General features: G+C 73.6%; 16 protein-coding genes and 1 pseudogene. 8 read left to right on the forward strand and 9 right to left on the reverse strand.

Going from position 1 to position 17,313, the window contains the following annotated elements:
• Positions 1–70: 70 nt before the first annotated feature.
• Positions 71–3,576 (reverse strand): annotated as a pseudogene (locus tag ACWDX7_RS07050) (AfsR/SARP family transcriptional regulator).
• A 73-nt stretch (positions 3,577–3,649) separates the two neighbouring features.
• On the opposite strand from ACWDX7_RS07050, the gene ACWDX7_RS07055 reads away from it, so the two are divergent.
• On the forward strand, positions 3,650–4,450 hold the full coding sequence (locus ACWDX7_RS07055; RefSeq protein WP_451491142.1) for a site-2 protease family protein: 801 nt from the start codon (positions 3,650–3,652) through the stop codon (positions 4,448–4,450).
• 84 nt (positions 4,451–4,534) lie between these two features.
• Here ACWDX7_RS07055 and ACWDX7_RS07060 read toward each other — a convergent pair whose 3' ends face one another.
• Positions 4,535–4,726 (reverse strand): hypothetical protein, encoded by a 192-nt coding sequence (locus tag ACWDX7_RS07060; RefSeq protein ID WP_451491141.1) that lies wholly within the window; start codon positions 4,724–4,726, stop codon positions 4,535–4,537.
• A gap of 102 nt (positions 4,727–4,828) precedes the next feature.
• Positions 4,829–5,548, reverse strand: a complete 720-nt coding sequence (npdG, locus tag ACWDX7_RS07065) for an NADPH-dependent F420 reductase (protein ID WP_451491140.1) — start codon at positions 5,546–5,548, stop codon at positions 4,829–4,831.
• Positions 5,549–5,765: 217 nt separating this feature from the next.
• On the opposite strand from npdG, the gene ACWDX7_RS07070 reads away from it, so the two are divergent.
• Positions 5,766–6,371 (forward strand): hypothetical protein, encoded by a 606-nt coding sequence (locus tag ACWDX7_RS07070; protein WP_451491139.1) that lies wholly within the window; start codon positions 5,766–5,768, stop codon positions 6,369–6,371.
• Between the two features lie 59 nt (positions 6,372–6,430).
• Here ACWDX7_RS07070 and ACWDX7_RS07075 read toward each other — a convergent pair whose 3' ends face one another.
• A complete protein-coding gene (locus ACWDX7_RS07075; RefSeq protein ID WP_451491138.1) occupies positions 6,431–6,685 on the reverse strand; it encodes a hypothetical protein in 255 nt (84 codons plus the stop codon).
• Between the two features lie 72 nt (positions 6,686–6,757).
• On the opposite strand from ACWDX7_RS07075, the gene map reads away from it, so the two are divergent.
• On the forward strand, positions 6,758–7,615 hold the full coding sequence (gene map / locus ACWDX7_RS07080) for a type I methionyl aminopeptidase (protein WP_451491137.1): 858 nt from the start codon (positions 6,758–6,760) through the stop codon (positions 7,613–7,615).
• A 114-nt stretch (positions 7,616–7,729) separates the two neighbouring features.
• Positions 7,730–8,377: a biliverdin-producing heme oxygenase gene (locus ACWDX7_RS07085; protein WP_451491136.1), complete on the forward strand. Its 648-nt coding sequence runs from the start codon at positions 7,730–7,732 to the stop codon at positions 8,375–8,377.
• Between the two features lie 58 nt (positions 8,378–8,435).
• Here ACWDX7_RS07085 and ACWDX7_RS07090 read toward each other — a convergent pair whose 3' ends face one another.
• The 3 genes from ACWDX7_RS07090 to ACWDX7_RS07100 all read right to left on the reverse strand — a co-directional run bounded on the left by ACWDX7_RS07090 (position 8,436) and on the right by ACWDX7_RS07100 (position 10,939).
• On the reverse strand, positions 8,436–9,092 hold the full coding sequence (locus ACWDX7_RS07090) for a PhzF family phenazine biosynthesis protein (RefSeq protein WP_451491135.1): 657 nt from the start codon (positions 9,090–9,092) through the stop codon (positions 8,436–8,438).
• Between the two features lie 84 nt (positions 9,093–9,176).
• On the reverse strand, positions 9,177–10,082 hold the full coding sequence (locus ACWDX7_RS07095; RefSeq protein WP_451491134.1) for a PhzF family phenazine biosynthesis protein: 906 nt from the start codon (positions 10,080–10,082) through the stop codon (positions 9,177–9,179).
• Positions 10,083–10,177: 95 nt separating this feature from the next.
• Positions 10,178–10,939, reverse strand: coding sequence for an SDR family oxidoreductase (locus tag ACWDX7_RS07100; protein ID WP_451491133.1), 762 nt, complete (start codon positions 10,937–10,939; stop codon positions 10,178–10,180).
• Between the two features lie 107 nt (positions 10,940–11,046).
• Here ACWDX7_RS07100 and ACWDX7_RS07105 point away from each other — a divergent pair, with 107 nt between their 5' ends.
• Both ACWDX7_RS07105 and ACWDX7_RS07110 read left to right on the forward strand, forming a co-directional pair.
• Positions 11,047–12,399: a multidrug effflux MFS transporter gene (locus tag ACWDX7_RS07105; protein WP_451491132.1), complete on the forward strand. Its 1,353-nt coding sequence runs from the start codon at positions 11,047–11,049 to the stop codon at positions 12,397–12,399.
• Between the two features lie 105 nt (positions 12,400–12,504).
• Positions 12,505–13,509, forward strand: coding sequence for a small ribosomal subunit Rsm22 family protein (locus tag ACWDX7_RS07110; RefSeq protein ID WP_451491131.1), 1,005 nt, complete (start codon positions 12,505–12,507; stop codon positions 13,507–13,509).
• 12 nt (positions 13,510–13,521) lie between these two features.
• Here the strand turns inward: ACWDX7_RS07110 and ddaH are convergent, their stop codons facing one another.
• On the reverse strand, positions 13,522–14,331 hold the full coding sequence (ddaH, locus tag ACWDX7_RS07115; protein WP_451491130.1) for a dimethylargininase: 810 nt from the start codon (positions 14,329–14,331) through the stop codon (positions 13,522–13,524).
• A gap of 139 nt (positions 14,332–14,470) precedes the next feature.
• On the opposite strand from ddaH, the gene ACWDX7_RS07120 reads away from it, so the two are divergent.
• Positions 14,471–15,211: a TetR/AcrR family transcriptional regulator gene (locus ACWDX7_RS07120; protein WP_451491129.1), complete on the forward strand. Its 741-nt coding sequence runs from the start codon at positions 14,471–14,473 to the stop codon at positions 15,209–15,211.
• 193 nt (positions 15,212–15,404) lie between these two features.
• Positions 15,405–16,157: a bifunctional DNA primase/polymerase gene (locus tag ACWDX7_RS07125; protein WP_451491128.1), complete on the forward strand. Its 753-nt coding sequence runs from the start codon at positions 15,405–15,407 to the stop codon at positions 16,155–16,157.
• A gap of 236 nt (positions 16,158–16,393) precedes the next feature.
• Here ACWDX7_RS07125 and yaaA read toward each other — a convergent pair whose 3' ends face one another.
• A complete protein-coding gene (yaaA, locus tag ACWDX7_RS07130) occupies positions 16,394–17,203 on the reverse strand; it encodes a peroxide stress protein YaaA (RefSeq protein WP_451491127.1) in 810 nt (269 codons plus the stop codon).
• Between the last annotated feature and the right edge of the window lie 110 nt (positions 17,204–17,313).

Below are 17,313 nucleotides of genomic sequence, written 5' to 3' on the forward strand. Positions count from 1 at the left end.
GGCCCGGGCCTGGCGCTGCGGTCCGGGCTCTGCGGTCCGGGCCCGGGGGACCTGGTCCCCGGCGGTCGGTTCAGATCAGGGCGGTGGCCTCCGCCAGCGCGAGGCCGCCGCCCGCGGCGTACGCGGCCTCGTACGCCGCGTCGCCGAGGGCGGCGCGCGCCAGCTTCTCGGCCCGGGCGCAGTCCTCGCGTTCCGTGGTCACGGGGAAGTGCCGGGGCGGCAGGTGGGCCCGGTAGGCGCCGAGCAGCCGGGCGCCGTCGTACTCGCGCCGCGCCCCGCCGAGCGAGACGAGGGAGACGGCCGCCGCCAGCAGGTACACGGCGGGCTGCTGCGGGGCGACCATCAGCGCGAGGGGATCCTGAGCGGTCGCCGCGGCCCGGCGCAGCAGCGCCCGCGCGTCCTCGTACCTGCCCTCCTGGTTGTCCAGCCACGCCATCGTGCCGAGCAGGAACCCGTCGAAGATGGCGAAGGCTCCGAAGGCGAACTCGTCGCGCATCGCCTGGAGTTCGGCGCGCGCCTCGGGGGTCCGGCCGGTGCGGCCCAGGATGACGGCCAGGAACATCCGGGCGGCGGGCAGCGCCTCGCTGCCGTACCTCTGCAGGGTGGACACGGTCTCCCGGAGGATCTCCTCGGCCTCCTCGATCTGGCCGTTCTCGGTGAGGGTCCCGGCCATCCGCACGCGCAGTACGGTCACCTGGCCCTTGGCGCCCAGCCGTTCGGCGTGCTCGATCGCCGCGCGGTAGTCCTCGGTGGCCGCCGCGTAACGACCGCGCCTCTCTCGTGCTTCCGCGCGGGCGGCGAGCGCCTCGGCGCAGCCCCAGTCGTCGCCGAGGGCCCGGAAGAGCGACAGGCTCTCCTCGGCGTCGCGGGAGGCGTCGCCCGCCCAGTCGGCACGGTTGGCCAGGATGTTGGCGCGCAGCTGGAGCGCCGAGGCGAGCTCCCAGCGGTAGCCCAGCGCGCGGGCGGTGGCGACGGTCTCGTCCGCGACGTGCTGGAGCAGTGCGGCATCTCCCGCGATCATGACGGCGTAGACCCAGAGGCCCGCGGGGGCCCGGCAGGTCTGCGGGAGCCCCGGCCGGTAGGCGGCGAGCACGCCGTCGATCTGGGCGCGGACCTCGGGGCTGTCCCAGTCGCCGCTGTTCTGGTCGCGGGCGGCCAGCCGGATCAGCTGGATGCCGCGCCAGGCCTCGGTGAGCAGCTCGCCGGTGTAGGGCGGGGGCGTGTCGATGATGCGCTCGTAGACGGGCTCGGCGGGGACGACGGGTGTCGCGGCGAAGGGGTCCGGGCCGAGCGCCGCGGCGGCCGCCGACCAGTGCCGGGACTCACTGCGCAGGTCGTGCATCTGCCAGTACCAGCCCAACGAGTGGACGAGGCACAGCACTTCGCCGGCGTCCCGGGCGGCGACGGCCCGGCGCAGGGCGGTACGGAGGTTCTCGTACTCGGTGGCGAACCGCTCGGTTGCCGCCCGCTGCCGGTGGCCGCGCAGCAGGGGTTCGGTGGTCCGGGCGAATTCGCGGTAGTGCACGAGGTGGCGGCGCTCGGTGGCCTCGCGGTCGCCGTCGGCCTCCGCGAGCCGCTCGGCGGCGTACTCGCCGACCGTCTCCAGGAGGCGGTAGCGCATGCCGGAGCCGTCAGCGGCGGGGGCGGCGACGACCAGGGACTTGTCCACGAGGGACCCGAGGATGTCGGCGCAGTCGGCGACGTCGAGTCCGCGCTCGTCCGCGCACACCGTCTCGGCGGCGGCGAGGTCACAGCCGCCGGCGAAGACGGAGAGGCGGCGCAGGACGGTGCGCTCGGGCTCGTCGAGGAGGTCCCAGGACCAGTCCACGACGGCGCGCAGGGTCTGCTGACGGGGCAGCACCGTACGGGCGCCGCTGGTCAGCAGGCGGAAGCGGTCGTCCAGCCGGGCGGCGATCTGGCGCGGGGTGAGGAGGCGCAGCCGGGCGGCGGCCAGCTCGATGGCGAGCGGCAGGCCGTCGAGGCGGCGGCAGATCTCCGCGGCGGCGGCCGGATCCTCGGCGACGGTGAATCCGGGCCGGGCGGCGGCGCCGCGGTCGCCCAGGAGCCGCAGCGCCACCGGGTCGGGCAGCGGTTCGACGGGCCGCAGGGACTCCCCCGGCACGCCGAGGGGCTCCCGGCTGGTCGCGAGGATCTGGACGCCGGGGCAGTGGGTCAGGATCCGCTCGGCGAGCTCGGCGGCCGCGCCGATGACGTGCTCGCAGTTGTCGAGCAGCAGCAGGAGCCGCCGCCGTGCGCAGTGTTCCGCGAGCCGGTCGAGGGGGGCGTCCCCGCCGCGGTCGGTCAGCGCCCGCATCTCCTCGGCGGAGGCGCCGCGCAGCTTGGTCTCCCGCGCGCCCAGCGCGACGAGCGCGGCTTCGGCGACATCGTCCGGGTCGTCCACGGGGGCGAGCTCGACGAACCACACCCCGTCGGGCCACGCGGCCCCGGCATGCGCCTCGGCGGCCTCCTGCGACAACCGCGTCTTGCCGGCCCCGCCGGGCCCGAGCAGGGTGACGAGCCGCGCCCGCGCGAGGTCGTCCCCGATGAGCCGGATGTCGTCCTCCCGCCCGACGAAGGTGGTGAGCCGGGCCCGCAGGTTCCCGAGCGCCGCGCCGCCGCCCTGGCCGGGCGGTACGCGGCCCCCCGGGCCGCTCGCGGCGGCGCCCGCCGGGGGCGGCGCCTGGGGCGAGGCGGGCTGAGGCGCGGCGGCGGCCGGGTGCGGGCGCCCGGTGGCGCCGGACGGCCGGGCGGGTGCGGGCGCGGGCGCCGGGGCGGCAGCGGGTTCCGGTACGGGGGCGGGTTCATGTACGGGGGCGGGGCCGGCGGCGGGCAGGCGTGCGGCCGGCCCGGGGTCGGCGGCCGGGGCGAGGAGCTGCGTGTGGAGGGCGCGCAGGGCCGGTCCCGGGTCCGTGCCCAGGCGGGCGGCCAGGTCCGGCGCACGCCTTCGTACGCGGCCAGCGCCTCCGCCGCCCGGCCCGCGTCGCGCAGCGCCCGGATGCGCAGGGCCTGCAACGGCTCGTCCAGCGGCAGCTGTGCGCACAGTGCGGTCAGCTCCGGCAGGGCGGCCTGCGCCCGGCCCAGCGCGAGGTCCGCGGTCAGCCGGCCCCGGCGCGCGTCGACCCGTACGGCCTCCCAGCGCGCGGCCCGCGCACTGCGGTCCGGCAGATCCGCCAGGGCGGGCCCGCGCCAGAGCGCGAGGGCCTCGTCGTACAGGGCGGTGGCCTCGGCCGCCTCCCCGGCGGCCAGCGCCGCGCCCCCGGCCCGCGCCAGCCGTTCGAAGCGGTACAGGTCGATGTCCTCGCGCTCGGCGGCGAGCAGGTAGCCGCCCTCGGCGGAGCGCACGGAGGCGTGCCCGAGGGCCCGCCGCAGCCTGGCCACGAGTGCCTGCAGGGCGCCCGGCGCGTCGGCCGGCGGGGCGCCGTCCCACACGTCGGCGACCAGCAGGTGCGCCGGGACCACCCGCCCCGGCCGCACCGCGAGCGCGGTCAGCAGCGCGCGCAGGCGCGCTCCGCCGACGGGGATCGGGCTCCCGTCGTCGCGAAGGGCCTGGGCCGTACCGAGGATCGCGTAACGCACCGGCCCATTGTCACCGGCCCCGGGCCCGGACCCGAACCGATTTCCGTACAGGCCCCGGGATAGGTTTCGCCGCATGGGTCATCAGGGCAGCCGCGGTGAGCGGCGGATCAGTTCCGTATTCCTCGGCATCGTCGCGATCATGGCGGTGACCGGCTGGGCCGTGTGGACGGACTACTCGACGAGCCTCGGGCTCGCCGTGTTCCTCTTCGTCACATCGGCCTGGATCGTGTCGCTCTGCCTGCACGAGTACGCGCATGCCCGTACGGCCCTGCACAGCGGCGACCTGTCGGTCGGCGCGAAGGGCTACCTGACGCTGAACCCGCTCAAGTACACGCACGCGCTGCTCAGCATCGTCCTGCCGGTGCTCTTCGTGATCCTGGGCGGGCTGGGCCTGCCCGGCGGCGCGGTGTACATCGAACGGGACCGGATCCGGAGCCGGTGGCAGCACAGCCTCATCTCGGCGGCGGGCCCGCTGACCAATGTGGCCTTCGCCGTCGTCTGCACTGCGCCGTTCTGGCTGGACGCCCTGGACGGGGTCCCGCGGCCGTTCCGTTTCGCGCTCGCCTTCCTGGCGCTGCTCCAGGTCTCGGCGGCGATCTTGAACTTCCTCCCGGTACCGGGCCTCGACGGCTACGGGGTCATCGAGCCCTGGCTCTCGCACCGGGTGCGAAGCGAGCTCGCGCCGCTGGCGCCGTTCGGGCTGATCGCCGTCTTCGCCCTGCTGTGGATCCCGGAGGTCAACGGGTTCTTCTTCGACGTGGTGCGCGGTCTGGTGTCCTCGCTGGGCGTGTCGGACCTGGAGACCTACTGCGGTCGCGAGCTCTACCGCTTCTGGCTGGACGCCGAGGGCATCTGCGCGCTCCCGGCGTCGTAGTCCGCTGCGCCGTAGGCCCGTGCGCCGTAGGTCCGTGCGTCGTGCCCGTGCGTCGTAGGTCCTTGTGGTCGGCGCCTGTGCGGCTTACGCGCGGCGCCCGGCCTCGCCGGCCTTGTCGGCCTTCGCCTTGCGCACGTAGTACCAGGCCATGTTGGACGTGACACCGGCCAGCAGGACCCACACGATCCCGAGGAAGCTGCCCTCCACGAAGGCGACGACGGCCGCGGCCACGGCGAGGGCGCAGACGACTACGGCGAAGACGGCAAGGCGGGGCATGGGAAGAGCTCCTCGGGAACACGGAAAGGGGTCGATCCCGTCCAGTGTCCCCCATGCCCCGCAATGCTCCCGTAAGGAAACGGCGCCGGGCGGCCGCGCGGCTCAGACGTCCGTGACGCGCAGGCCCGCGTGGGCCTTGTAACGGCGGTTGGCGGAGATCAGATTGGCGACGAGGGCCTCGACCTGGTGGGCGTTGCGGAGCCGGCCCGCGAAGACGCCGCGCATGCCCGGGATCCGCGCCGCCAGGGCCTGGACCACGTCCGTGTCCGCGCGGGCCTCTCCGAGGACCATGACGTCGGTGTCGATCTCGGCGATCGACTCGTCCTGGAGGAGGACCGCCGAGAGGTGGTGGAAGGCCGCCGTGACGCGGGAGTCCGGGAGCAGGGCGGCGGCCTGCTGCGCCGCGCTGCCCTCCTCGACCTGGAGGGCGTACGCGCCCTGCTTGTCGAAGCCCAGGGGGTTGACGCAGTCCACCACGAGCTTGCCCGCCAGGTCCTCGCGCAGCGTTTCGAGCGTCTTGGCGTGGCCCTCCCACGGCACCGCGACGATGACGATGTCGCTGCGGCGAGCGCATTCGGCGTTGTCCGCGCCCTCCACGCCCAGTCCCAGCTCGGCGGCGGCGGCGCGGGCCCGGTCGGCGGCGCGGGAGCCGATGATCACCTTCTGGCCGGCCCGGGCGAGCCGGTAGGCCAGCCCCCGGCCCTGGTCCCCGGTGCCGCCGAGGACGCCGACGACGAGGCCGGAGACGTCCGGGAGGTCCCACGGATCCTTGGCCGGCGCCTTGGCGGCCGGCGGCGTCTGCGTGCTGTCTGTGGAGGTCATGGGGCAGAGGGTAACTCCGGGCCCCGCGCAAGGGATCCGCCGGGGGGACGGGGACGCGACGGGGACGCGACGGGGACGCGGCTGTGGGCCCGTGCCCGGCGACCGGGCGGGTCAGGCCGACGGGAGCCGATCAGGCGCGCCCGTGGCGGTGCCCCCGGACGGGCGCAGGCCCGGGGAACCGCTCCCGTATGTCCCTTCCATGGTGCAGGATGCCGATATGGATGCCGTGAGGGTCGCGCTACTGCGCGAGGTACTCGCCGGTACGCACTGGCCGGATGCCACGCGCCGCTTCGCCGGCTCACTGCGGCGTTCCGTCGTACCGGCCGGCGGGAATCTGCTGCTGGTCGGGACCGAGCAGTACGAGCCGTGGCATCTCGCGGCGCATCTGGTGGACGAGGCCGCCTGGTCGGGTCTGCCGGAGCTGGCACCGACGCTGGTACGCCACCGCGTGCTGCCCGGGGAGCCGCCGCACCTGTCGGTGGGGCTGAGCCGGCTGGAGGCGGCCCGGCGGCAACACACGCTGCTGGTGGTGGCCCCGGAGCAGCCGGGCGAGGGGCTCCTGGAGCGGGTGCACGACGCCCGGCGGGCGGGGGCGACCGTACTGTCCCTGGACGGCGGGGACGCGGATCTGCGCATGCTGGCGCACGACGCGCTGTCGGTGGCCCCGGCGACCGCGGAACTGGATCTGGACACCGTGCAGCACCTGGTCAGCGCGGCGGCCGGGGAGAACGGCCTGCCGGTCCAGCGCGGTCCTCGCCGGTTCCGGGACCGGCTGGCGCGGCTGGCCGATCTGCTGGCCTCCCCGCCGCCGAGCCGCTGGTGAAGAGGGGCGGGCCAGCGGCGGACCGGGGCCGGGCCCTCACCGGGACCCGGGCCCAGAGGCTAGACCGTGGAGCCGGGGGCGCCCGGCGTGCCCTCGTCCTCCTCGCGGGACTTGTCGTTCCACTTGGGGTCGTTCTGCCATTCCAGGTTGCGCTCCTGCGCCGTCTCCATGGCGCGGTTGGCTTCCTCGCGGCTCCCGTACGGACCGAAGCGGTCCTTGGCCGGGCACTCGGGGCCCTCTTCGACCTTCTTGTGGACCAGGCAGTAGTACCACTCGCCCGGTTTGCCCACCTGGCGCTTCTTGAACAAGGCCATCGTCGTCGGGCTCCTCTCGATACGGCTCTCTGCCGCCATGCTGCCCCATCGCCGCTGGATACACTCGCTTGCATGTCCGGCCAGTCGCTGCTCGTACCAGGCGAGCTCTCCCCCGCCCGTTCCGTTCCCGGAAACATCCGCCGCCCCGAGTACGTGGGCAAGCCCGCGCCCACTCCGTACACCGGGCCGGAGGTGCAGTCGGCCGAGACCATCGAAGCCATGCGCATCGCCGGCCGCATCGCCGCCCGGGCGATGGAGGAGGCCGCCAAGCTGATCGCGCCGGGGGTGACCACCGATGAGCTGGACCGGGTCGCCCACGCCTACATGTGCGACCACGGCGCCTATCCGTCGACGCTGGGCTACCGGGGCTATCCGAAGTCGCTGTGCTCCTCGGTCAACGAGGTCATCTGCCACGGCATCCCCGATTCCACCGTCCTGCGCGACGGCGACATCGTGAACCTCGACGTGACCGCGTACATCGGCGGCGTCCACGGCGACAACAACGCCACCTACCTGTGCGGGGAGGTCGACGAGGAGTCGAAGCTCCTGGTGGAGCGCACCCGCGAGGCGCTGAACCGTGCCATCAAGGCCGTCAAGCCGGGCCGCCAGATCAACGTCATCGGCCGGGTCATCGAGTCGTACGCCAAGCGCTTCGGCTACGGCGTGGTCCGGGACTTCACCGGCCACGGGATCAACTCGTCCTTCCACTCCGGCCTGATCGTCCCGCACTACGACAGCCCGCACGCCACCACGGTCATGGAGCCCGGCATGACCTTCACCATCGAACCGATGCTCACGCTGGGCACCCACGAGTACGACATGTGGGAGGACGGCTGGACGGTCGTCACGAAGGACCGCAAGCGCACGGCGCAGTTCGAACACACGCTGGTGGTCACGGACACCGGCGCGGAGATCCTGACCCTGCCCTGACCGTCTTTTTACCGACAAGGCGTCGGGATCACATTGACTTAGGTATGCCTAAGCGGGAGGATCAAGTGTGGCGGCGATGCCGTCACGCCTGATTCCTCTTCTGGGAGGTTCGTCTTGGATGCCTTCTCCACGGTGATCCGCGTCGCGTCGCACGAGCAGCACACCGAGGCCGAGACTTCGACCTTCATGAGCGATCTGCTCGGTGGGCGGCTCGGCGTGGAAGCGTACGCGCGCTACACCGAGCAGCTGTGGTTCGTGTACCGGGCACTGGAGGAGGCGGCCGAGTCCCTCCAGGACGACCCGGTGGCCGGGCCTTTCATCCGGCCGGAGCTGATGCGCCTCACCGAGATCGAGCGCGACTTGGCGCACCTGCGGGGGCCGCACTGGCGCGAGACCGTGGTGGTGCTGCCCGCGACCGAGGCGTACGCCGCCCGTGTGGCCGAATGCGCCGCCGAGTGGCCCGGCGGATACGTCGCCCACCACTACACCCGCTACCTGGGCGACCTCTCGGGCGGCCAGATCATCCGGGACAAGGCCGAACGCACCTGGGGCTTCGAACGCAAGGGCGACGGCGTCCGCTTCTACGTCTTCGCCGACATCTCCAACCCGGCCGCCTTCAAGCGGACTTACCGGGAGCTGCTGGACGCGATCGCCGCGGACGACCTGGAGAAGCAGCGCATCATCGACGAGTGCAAGCGCGCCTTCGACTTCAACGGCGCGGTCTTCCGCGAGCTGGGTGAGGAGTTCCCGCTGAGCGCGTAGTTCCCTGCGCTCCACCGCCGACCGCCGACCGCCGACCGCGGACCGCCGACCGCGGAAATCAGGGCCTCGGGGCGAAGCGGACGCGGCCCCCGATGTCGACCGTCCCGTCCGGTCCGGGGGCGGTGAGGATCTGGGAGCCCGCGCCCTGGGTGATGTTCAGGGCGCGGTTGAGCTCGGCCGTCAGGAGGATCGCCGCCGAGCCGGTGGCCTCGTCCTCGGTGATCACCCCGTCGGGGCGGCGCGGAAAGCCGCGGGCCCGTACGCGGCCCGCGGCCTCGTCCTCCCAGGCCCAGGCGTACAGCCAGCCCTCGCCCGGCGGCGGGGCCGGCAGCGCGTCCACCTCGGCGGCGCTCGCATACTGCTCGGTGCGCTTGCCCTCGACCCACTCCGGGCGGGCGGTGATCCAGGTGAACTCCCCGTCGTCACGCGCCCATACGGAGCCGGCCGGAGGGCGGAGCTCCTCGATGTCCAGCAGCCAGGCGACCCCGACGAGCGGATGCCCGGCGAAGGACATCCGCGTACCGGGGGTGCGGATGTCCACGACTCCGCGCTCGGGGTCGTCCACGAACACCGTCTCGCTGTAACCGAGTTGGGCGGCCAGCGCCTGCCGGGACGCGTCGTCGGGGCAGGTCCGGCCGTCGCGGACGACACCGAGCAGGTTGCCGTACCGGCCGTCACCCGCGCAGAAGACCAGCAGCTCGTCCAGATCGTTCACGCTGGCATTGAAACACGGGTCAGTTGTGGGGCGTCCGGCGCCACGGGCTCGGCAGGGTGTTGTCAGAGGCTCGTCACGGGCTCGTCAGGGGATCCGTACGCCCTCACCACCGACCCGCACCCGCCGGTCCCCGGCCCGCAGTTCCACGGTCAGCACCCCCGGGCGGCCCATGTCCTCGCCCTGGTGGAGGGTGAGCACCGAGTCGGCCGGGACCAGCCCGAGCTCCCGGGCGTAGGCCCCGAAGGCGGCCGCGGCGGCTCCCGTGGCGGGGTCCTCGACGACCCCGCCGACCGGGAAGGGGTCGCGTACGTGGAATTCCGCCGGCCCCGCCCGGTACACCAGCTGCACCGTGGTGAGGTCCAGCCGGCGCATCAGCGCCTCCAGCCGGGGGAAGTCGTACGCGAGGTCCGCGAGCCGGGCCCGGCTGCCCGCGCCGAGCACCAGGTGCCGGGCTCCGGCGTAGGCGATCCGCGGCGGGAACGCCGGGTCGAGGTCGGCCCGGGGCCAGTCCAGCGCGGCCAGCGCCTCCGCGAGATCGTCCTCCGCGATCTCCGACACGGTGGGCTCGACGCTGGTCAGCACTGCCCGCAGGCTGCCCCGCTCGGAGCTGACCGTCACCGGCACGGTCCCCGCGCGGGTGGCGAAGACGAGCTCCCCCGGACCGATCCGCTCGCCGAGCGCCACGGCGGTGGCCACGGTGGCGTGCCCGCAGAAGGGGACCTCGGCCTTCGGGCTGAAGTACCGCACGGTGAAGGCCCGCCCCCGCTCCCCGCCCAGCCCCTCGGGCGGAGCGGTCAGGAAGGCCGTCTCGCTGTACCCCAGCCGGGCGGCGACGGCGAGCATCCGGCCCTCGTCCATCCCGGCCGCGTCGAGCACGACCCCGGCGGGATTGCCGCCGGCCGGGTCGTGGGAGAAGGCGGTGTAGCGCAGTACCTCGGTGCGGTCGTCGGCGCCGCCATCGGTGCCGTTGCCGGTATCGGTTCTGGTCATACCGTCATGATCGTCCGGGCCGCCGCGCCTGGCAATGAGGTGGCACCAAGGCCGACCGGCGTGCTCAGTCACGCGTGCGCAGTCACGCCGCGTGCTCAGCCGCGCCCGATGTACGGCATCGCCGTCGCCATGACGGTCGCGAACTGCACATTGGCCTCCAGCGGCAGTTCGGCCATGTGCAGCACGGTCCGCGCCACGTCGGCCGCGTCCATCACCGGCTCCACCGCCAGGCGGCCGTCGGCCTGGAGGATGCCCGTCTGCATCCGCTCGGTCATCTCGGTCGCGGCGTTTCCGATGTCGATCTGCCCGCAGGCGATCCGGTACGGCCGCCCGTCCAGCGACAGCGACTTCGTCAGGCCGGTCATCGCGTGCTTGGTCGCCGTGTAGGCCACCGAGTTCGGGCGCGGCACGTGCGCCGAGATGGAGCCGTTGTTGATGATCCGGCCGCCCTGCGGGGCCTGCCGCTTCATCTGCCGGAAGGCGGCCTGCGCGCAGAGGAAGGCACCGGTCAGGTTCACGTCCACGACCGAGCGCCAGGCCTCGTAGGTGATGTCCTCCAGCGGCACTCCGCTGGGTCCGAAGGTTCCCGCGTTGTTGAAGAGCAGGTCGAGGCGCCCGTACCGCTCCCGTGCTGCTTCGAACAGCGCAGTCACGTCGTCCGGATCCGTCACGTCGGTCCGTACGCACAGGACGTCCGCGTCGGCCCCGGCCGCCCTGGCGGTCTCCTCCAGCGGCTCCGTCCGGCGGCCGGCCACGGCCACGGCCCATCCGGCGCCCGCCAGGGTCAGGGCCACGGAGCGGCCGATCCCGGATCCGGCCCCGGTCACCACGGCGATCTTCTTCCCACTTTCGTTCATGGGGCCGCAGGGTACGTCACACCGGGCGCGCGGCCCCGGATGTTCCGACAGCTGAGAGCATGGGCCGGTCAGGGTGCACGAGGAAGACGAGAAGACTGGAGTTCCGCATGTCGGAGAGAGGCCCCGCGACGGCTCCCTCACACGGTTCGTCGCCCGACCCGTCGTCCGCGTCGTCACCCGAACCGTCACCCGCAGCGCCGCCGGCGTCGCCACCCGCACCGTCCTGTGACCCGGCGCCCCTGACGGCCGCACGCCGCACCGGCCTGCTCGTCACCTTCATACTCGGCGGGCTCACCGCCCTCCCCCCGCTGTCCATGGACATGTACCTGCCGGCCCTGCCGGCGGTCACCACCGCCTTGCACAGCCCGGCCGCGACCGTTCAGCTCACCCTCACCGCCTGCCTCGCCGGCATGGCGCTCGGCCAGCTCGTCATCGGCCCGATGAGTGACAAGTGGGGCCGCCGCAGGCCCCTGCTGATCGCCATGGCCCTGTACGTCCTCGCCACCGCCATCTGCGCCGTCGCCCCGACCACCGAACTGCTGATCGCCTTCCGGCTGCTCCAGGGTCTGGCCGGCGCGGGCGCGATCGTCATCGCCCGGGCCGTCGTGCGCGACCTGTACGAGGGCGTGGAGGTGGCCCGCTTCTTCTCCACCCTGATGCTCATCTCCGGGGCCGCCCCGATCATCGCCCCGCTCATCGGCGGCCAGGTGCTGCGCTTCGCCGACTGGCGCGGGGTCTTCGTCGTCCTCACCGGCGTCGGCATCCTGCTCACCTGCCTCGTCTGGCGCTTCCTCGACGAGACCCTGCCGCCCGGGCGGCGGCACACCGGTGGCATCGGCTCCACCCTGCGCACCATGCGCGGGCTGCTCGGCGACCGGGTCTTCGCCGGCTACACCCTGGCGGGCGGCTTCGCCTTCGCGGTGCTCTTCTCGTACATCTCCGCCTCCCCCTTCGTGGTGCAGGAGATCTACGGGGCTTCGCCCCAGGCCTTCAGCCTGCTCTTCGGCCTCAACGCCGTCGGCCTGATCATCGTCGGGCAGATCAACGGCAAGCTGCTGGTCGGCCGCGTCCGCCTGGACAAGGCCCTGGCCACCGGGCTCGGCGTCATCACGCTCGCCTCGGTGGCGCTGCTGCTGATGTCGACCGGGGTGTTCGGCAGGGTCGGGCTGTTCCCGATCGCCGCCGGGCTGTTCGTGCTGATGTCGGCGATGGGCCTGGTCCTGCCGAACACCAACGCGCAGGCGCTGATGCGCACCCCGCACGCGGCGGGATCGGCCTCCGCGCTGCTCGGCACCTCCTCCTTCCTGATCGGGGCGATCGCCTCGCCGCTGGTCGGGATCGCCGGCGAGGACACGGCGGTGCCGATGGCGGTGGTGCAGCTGGTCTGCTCGCTGCTGTCGGTGGGCTGCTTCCTCGGCATGTGCCGGCCGTGGCAGACCCGGGAGCCCGCGCCCGCGTAGGCATCCCCCGGCCCGGGGCTACGTCGCCGAGCGGCGGACCGGCCGGCCGCTGCGGCGGGGAGGTCGGCGGCGGGGAGGTCGGCGCCGGCGCCGTAAACTTTGCAGGTGAACGCCTCCCCCTCCGCCCCCACGACCTCCGAGACTCTCCGCAGCGCGCTCGGCGGGCTGCTCGACGGGCTGCCGCCCAAGCAGGCCACGGCCGCCGTCGAGCGGCTGATCGCCAGCTACCGGGGGCAGACCCCGACCGACGTGCCCGTGCTGCGGGACCGCTCGGACGTGGCCGCGTACGCCGCCTACCGGATGCCGGCCACCTTCGAAGCCGTACGGTCCGCCCTGGCCGGCCTCGCGGAGGCGGCCCCGGAGTGGGCGCCGGGCTCGCACGTGGACGTGGGCGGCGGTACGGGAGCCGCGACCTGGGCGGTGGACGCGACGTGGGACGGCCCGCGCCAGACGACGGTGCTGGACTGGGCGGAGCCCGCGCTGACCCTCGGCAAGGAGCTGGCCGCCGCCTCCGCCTCGGACGTGCTGCGCGCGGCCGAGTGGCGGCGGGCGGTCATCGGAACCGGGCTGACGCTTCCCGAGGCGGACCTGGTGACCGTCTCGTACGTCCTGGGCGAGCTGACTCCCCCGGCCCGGCAGGCGGTCGTCGCCGAGGCGGCGCGGGCGGGCCGCGCGGTGGTGCTGATCGAGCCGGGCACTCCGGAGGGGTACCTGCGCATCCGCGAGGCCCGCGACCAGCTGATCGCGGCGGGACTGCGGGTCGCGGCCCCGTGCCCGCACGACGGGACCTGTCCGATCGAGGTCGGCCAGGACTGGTGCCACTTCTCGGCGCGGGTCAGCCGTTCCTCGCTGCACCGGCAGGTCAAGGGCGGCTCCCTCGCGTACGAGGACGAGAAGTTCAGCTACGTCGCCGCCACCCGCTTCCCGGTACGCCCCGCCGCCGCCCGGATCACGCGCAGGCCCCAGATCCGCAAGGGGCTCGTCCTGCTGGACCTGTGCGGCCCGGAGGACGAGGGCCTGATGCGGGCCACCGTGGCGAAGCGCCACGGTGACCTCTACAAGGCGGCGCGGGACGCCGACTGGGGGCAGGAGTGGCCGCCGGCTCCGTAGTGCCGGGCCCGCCTAAACGCGCAGCTCCTGGGTGCAGCACTTCACGCTGCCGCCGCCCTTGAGCAGTTCCCCCAGGTCCATCGGGACCGGTTCGAAGCCCCGGTCCCGCAGCGGCGCGAACAGCCCGCTGGCCGCCTGCGGGAGCAGCACGTGCCGACCGTCCGAGACGGCGTTCAGCCCGAGGGCCGCCGCGTCCTCGCCGTCCGCGAGCAGGGCGTCCGGGAACAGGCGCCGCAGCACGGCCTGGCTGCCGGGCGAGAAGGCGGCCGGGTAGTACATGATCTCGTCGCCGTCGAGGACGCAGAGCGCCGTGTCCAGGTGGTAGTAGCGCGGGTCCACCAGGTCCAGGCCGATGACCGGGCGGCCGAAGAACTCCTGGGCCTCGTCGTGCGAGAGCGGACTGGATCGGAAGCCCCGGCCGGCCAGCAGGTAGCTGGCGGTGACGGCGAAGTCGCCCTCGCCCTCGTTGACGTGGGACGGTTCGTGAACGTCCTGGAAGCCGTGGGCGCGGAACCAGTCGAGGTGGATCTCGGCTTCCGCCGCGCGTTCCGGGTAGGCGAACCGGGCGCCGAGCACCCGGCCGTCCACGACGAGCGCGCCGTTCGCGGCGAAGACCATGTCGGGCAGCGCGGGATCCGGTACGAGGGTCTCGACGGTGTGGCCGAGGGAGCGGTAGCGGTCCCTGAGGTCTTCCCATTGGGCCAGTGCGAGGGGCAGGTCCACCGGTTTCGTGGGATCCATCCACGGGTTGATGGAGTAGGTGACCTTGAAGTGTGCGGGTGGGCACATCAGGTAGCGCCGGGGTGTGGCGTCTCTGCGCAAAGAAGGCTCCTCACGACTTACGACTCGGACGAGTGTGGAGAGAATCGTCTCTCCTCGGAGGGGGACAGCACAGTGAACTGATCGGGTGGTTTATGCGATCAACGGAAGACGAGACGTATCGGGTTGGTACGTTGGTGCCATGAGCATGAGCAGGAGTCCAGACGTGCGGCCCCCCGCCAAGGCACAGCCCCCAGCGGCCGCCGCGAAGGGCAGCGGCGCGAAGGGCAGCGGCGCGAAGGGGTCCGCCGGGAAGGGTCCGGACGCGGCCCGGCGCAGCGACCGCTCCCGGCGGGCCATCCTCGACGCCGCACTCGCCCTGGTCGGCGAGGTCGGCTACAACAAGCTGACCATCGAGGCCATCGCCGCACGCGCGGGTGTCGGCAAGCAGACGATCTACCGCTGGTGGCCGTCGAAGGCCGCCGTCCTCCTCGACGCCTCGCTGGCACTCGCCGGTGACGCGGAGACGGAGGCCGAGTGGACCGGCTTCCCGGACACCGGCGATCTCGCGGCCGACTTGAAGTACGTCCTGCGGGCGACGGTGGACGAGTTCAACGACGAGAAGTACGAGGCCCCCGCCCGCGCCCTGACGGCGGCCGGGGCGACCGACCCGGAACTGGGCGCCCGTTTCACGCAGCAGCTGCTGGAGCCGCAGCTGGCCCTGTACGAGGCGCGGTTGCGCTCGGCCCGGGAGGCCGGGCAGATCGCCGAGGACGCGGATCTCCGGCTGACGGTGGAGATGCTGCTCGGGCCGCTGACGTACCGCTGGCTGCTGCGGACGGCGCCGCTGACGCACGCGTATGCGGACGCGCTGGTCGACCGGGTACTGGGCGGGGTCGCCAGCGGGGGCGCGAGCGGGGGCGGCCGCGCGGACGGGGTGTGAAAGGTCACCGCCCGGCCGCCGACCGGAGGCCGACCCTCGGCAAACCGGGTAGTTGTGCACCGATTCTGGGGCTATGCGGTGGTTTGGTGTCACCCGCCCTCCGCCCCCCGGTTGAGGAGTCCGGTCACCCGGGGCGCAGGATGGTGGGAGCATGTGAGGGTCTGCCGGGGTTGTCGGTGAGGTGAGGGGATAGATGGGGTCTGAATCCGGCCGCGTCAAACGCGGCGAGCAGAGCAGGATTTCCCAGTGGCTGCGCCGGCGGCAGAAACCCACCGCCGAGGATCCCGGCCAAGAGCGCGAAGCGCTCCTCCTGGCCGTCGCCGCCGCAGGTCTGCCGCTCGCCCCCGCCGCCCATCCCGCCGGTTACCGGTGCTCGTGCGACCGGATCGGCTGTCCGACGCCCGCACGGCACCCCCTCTCCTTCGCCTGGCAGACCCAGTCGACCACCGACCGCGCACAGGTCGAGCGGTGGGCGCGCAACGAGCCGCAGGCCAACTTCATCACCGCCACCGGGATGGTCCACGACGTCCTGGACGTCCCGCTGGAAGCCGGAACTGGCGCCCTGGCCCGCCTGCTGGCCGCCGGGATCGACGTCGGCCCGGTCGCCGAGTCGGGCGGCACCGGCGAACAGGCCCGGATGCTCTTCTTCACGGCCACCCGCGGCACCCCCGAGGACGAGGACGAGTGGTGGCCGTGCGAGCTGGACTGCCACCCCGAGACGATGGACGAACACCCGGGCCTGCGCTGGCACTGCCGAGGCAGCTACGTCCTGGTCCCGCCGGCGGCCCTGCCCGGTGATCAGGCGGTGACGTGGCTGCGCGGCATGGAACACCCGCTGCCGGATCCCCTCACCCTGCTGGAGACCCTGACGGACGCCTGCGCCCAGTACGCGGGCTCCTCCGCCCAAACCCCAGCCGCGGTGGCCTGGCCCCTGGGCCGCCTCTAGCCTCCCGGCAAGGCGAGCGGCCAATCCAGCCCCGCCGAACCCAGCCCCGCCGGCGTTTGATGCGGACCACCCCAGCCCCGCCGGCGTTTGAGGCGCGCCCAATCCAGCCCCGCCGGCGTTTGAGGCGCGGGGTCCGGGGCGGAGCCCCGGTCTTTGAGCCCCGCCGACGCTGAGGCGCGCAAACCCAGCCCCGCCGGCGTTTGAGGCGCGGGGCCGGGGCCGAACAGACGGCACGGTCAGCCGCGGTGGTGGACCTGGGTCACGACCACGTCGAGGGACCACGCCTTGCCGGGCTTCGCCGGAGCCTCGGCCTCGACCACGTGCCCCAACCCCCTCAGCGCCTCCACCAGCTCCGCCGGATCCCCCGGCACGGCCCCGGCCAGCAGCAGGTCCCGTACCAGCCGCCCCTTCGTCGCCTTGTTGAAGTGGCTGACCACGGACCGCTTCTCGACCCCGTCCACCATCTGCGAGTGCAGCACCCGCACGGTCGCCGTCCGTCCCGCCGTCTCGCCCTTCGGCTTCCACGCGGACGCGTACGCCGACGAGCGCAGGTCCAGGACCAGCCCGTCACCCGCCGCCTCGGGCAGCACCCGCGCCATCGGCTCGCGCCAGTACGCGCCGAGCGCCCCCAGCCCCGGCAGCTTCACGCCCATCGAGCAGCGGTACGAGGGGATCCGGTCGGTGATCCGCACTGCGCCCCACAGACCGGAGAAGATCAGCAGCGCGTCCTCCGCCCGTGCCAGCGCCGCCGGGGGCAGATCGGCCAGCCCCAGGGCGTCGTACAGCACGCCGGTGTAGATGTCGCCCGCCGGGCGGGCCGGCGCCGAGAGGAGAGCCGCGTTCTTCGCGACATCGCCCCGCAGGCCCTCGCTCAGGCCCAGCACCTCGCGCGCCTTGAGCTCGTCGCCCGCGCACAGCTCGACCAGTTCCTCCAGCACCGCCGCCCGGGCCGGCGCCAGCCCGGGCAGCGACAGCGCCTCCGGCTTCAGGGGTGCGCCGGAGCCGCCGGCGGCCTTTCCTTCGGACGGCGGCAGCAGCACGAGCACGGTGGTTCTCCTTCAGTACGACACGGCGCGGGGGATGCGGCCCCCGAGCCAGGGTAGACGCCTCGAAGTGGTCCCCATCCCTCCGCGACGAGAGGCCCTAGGCTCAGCCC

The organism is Streptomyces sp. NPDC003034 (assembly GCF_053591375.1).